The sequence below is a fragment of the Kocuria sp. KRD140 genome, assembly GCF_017168375.1.
In the GTDB taxonomy this organism is placed as follows: domain Bacteria; phylum Actinomycetota; class Actinomycetes; order Actinomycetales; family Micrococcaceae; genus Kocuria; species Kocuria marina.
Map to the genome: position 1 here is coordinate 1 of NZ_JABFAW010000020.1, position 1,893 is coordinate 1,893.

The window sequence follows — 1,893 nt, forward strand, 5'->3', positions numbered from 1 at the left end:
CGGACGACCTGCTCCGAGGTGTGACGCTTCCTGCTGTTCGTCATGATCTGACCAGTCTCACTGCCCGGACCCCCGGGCAACAGGACGACTCACACAACCACCGGACCTACCAAACGGGGTCAGCCCAGTCCCACTCAGACTGCAGGCGGTCGGTGACCGATTGCAGGAGAGACTGGATGGCGTGACGCCCCTGCTCGGGATCGGTGAGGTCGCGCAGATTCAGAGCACGGTAGAGCTGGTTGGAAGTCAGGTAGTCGGTGTGCGACATGAGAAGGTCTCCAAGATCATTGCAGGTGGGTGAAGGAGGAGAAGCTTCCCCCGGCCGTACCTGCGGAGACCTACTGCGCTACGACTGCGCGTTTAAGACCCCGCGGCCATAACCCGGCCGGGGGTCCTGAAATCGCTGTTGCATCCGCATGGCGCCAGTGTACCTACGAGACGAGCCATCGGCGAGAATCGTCATCAACCTCCTGGCCAGCAACAGATAGATGCCAAGCGGGAATCCGGTGACACGGTAGTCCGTGGCTCCCTGGACTATCTGCCGCAGCGCAGACGGCACTTATCCGACGTCGATTGACATGGACCCGAACTGGGCTACCCAACTGGGTGCTCCTTCTGTGGTGGCAAACCTTCGGGACTACACGGAGCTTTCAATCAACGTGGTCGGTCAGTCCAGCTCGAATCCGAAGGGGCCTACCATGAGAACCGGAACCAGATGCGGGTATCGGTTTTCACCCCCGGGAACCCACCCCAGGGAGGTTTACCGCATGGACCCGACCACTCGCCCCGAGCTGATGCCAATCGCAGAAAGCTATCGCCGCTTTGCCGAGCGTGAGGCACGCGGGGTCTCCGCCGTGTACACGAGCTGGGCACATGGGGTGAGTGAAGATGCGGCAGTGCTGTCCCTGCTGGAAACTCTCCAGCCCATCAAACGGCAACCGAATCTGGTGTTCGCCGCCGCTCGCTGGCACGGGGCGGGTACTACGTTCCGATCCTTTCGCGACGTCCTGATGGGTGAGTGGCCGCAAGTCTGTCACACCATTCTCACCAGGGCGACCCAGACCAACGAGGCTGGCCGTTGCGCGGTGCTCCTGCCCTTCTTGGCCGCCCTCCCCCAACCGCTCGCATTGCTCGAAGTCGGAGCCGCCGCCGGGCTGTGCCTTCTCCCCGACCGCTTCTCCTATCGCTATGACCACGGCACCGCGTTGGACCCGGAGGACGGAGTCTCCGACGTGGTCCTACATTGCCAGCTGGGGCCGGACATGCCCCGACCGGCCATGCCGCGCGTCACGAGCTCTGGCCGACCCTCACGGGAGGTTCGTGGCCGGGTCCCACCCTCATCCTGGTCCGGGCTCTGGCGACGACCGACCAAGGCGACGCTGAGCGTTAGTCGGCGGGGCGGCGTCGTCGGCCGGTGAGCCAGCCGGCGGAGAACGCCCAGAGGAGTAGGCCGACCAGAAGGCTGATCCACCCCGCGATGGCCGCCGGCGGGAAGAGTGACGACCAAGGATTCTCGCCGAGGGGAGAATACATTTCCTCGCTCAAAGGCGCGTAGGCGAACCGCCCGAACGTCAGGGTGGGCGGGTTGAACACCACCAGCAGGGCTCCGCCCAGGACCAGGACCACACCCAAGGACATCAGCACCACCAGCCAACGGGGCAGGCGGCGTGGCTGAGAGCGAGATGTCGGGGAATCGATGGGGCCCATGAAGCGAGTGTATGGGGAGGTGCTCGGGGATCCGCGCGCGCCCCGAATCGAATTCCTAGTGGAGCAAAAGCACTCCGTCATGGGGTAGAGCTGCCAAAACTCAGCAAAAGCAGCGGGGGTGCCGGAGCGAGCAGCCGCCGCACCGGCGATAAACTCCTCACACACCCCGCCCGTCCTCCCAGGAGC

General features: G+C 64.3%; 3 protein-coding genes. 1 reads left to right on the plus strand and 2 read right to left on the minus strand.

The annotated features are described in order from the left end of the window. Positions 1 to 106: 106 nt before the first annotated feature. Positions 107 to 268: a hypothetical protein gene (locus J1M36_RS12420; RefSeq protein WP_206480001.1), complete on the minus strand. Its 162-nt coding sequence runs from the start codon at positions 266 to 268 to the stop codon at positions 107 to 109. 526 nt (positions 269 to 794) lie between these two features. Between J1M36_RS12420 and J1M36_RS13195 the strand changes: the two genes are divergently transcribed. Beyond that, a complete protein-coding gene (locus J1M36_RS13195; protein WP_369334589.1) occupies positions 795 to 1,418 on the plus strand; it encodes a DUF2332 family protein in 624 nt (207 codons plus the stop codon). On the opposite strand, the gene J1M36_RS12430 is transcribed toward J1M36_RS13195, so the two are convergent. Then, positions 1,387 to 1,707, minus strand: coding sequence for a hypothetical protein (locus J1M36_RS12430; protein ID WP_206480006.1), 321 nt, complete (start codon positions 1,705 to 1,707; stop codon positions 1,387 to 1,389). The genes J1M36_RS13195 and J1M36_RS12430 overlap by 32 nt on opposite strands. Positions 1,708 to 1,893: the final 186 nt, after the last annotated feature.

Coding starts and splice junctions, on each gene's coding strand:
- J1M36_RS12420 (WP_206480001.1), bottom strand. CDS start 268: ATGTCGCACACCGACTACCTGACTTCCAACCAGCTCTACCGTGCTCTG.
- J1M36_RS13195 (WP_369334589.1), top strand. CDS start 795: ATGCCAATCGCAGAAAGCTATCGCCGCTTTGCCGAGCGTGAGGCACGC.
- J1M36_RS12430 (WP_206480006.1), bottom strand. CDS start 1,707: ATGGGCCCCATCGATTCCCCGACATCTCGCTCTCAGCCACGCCGCCTG.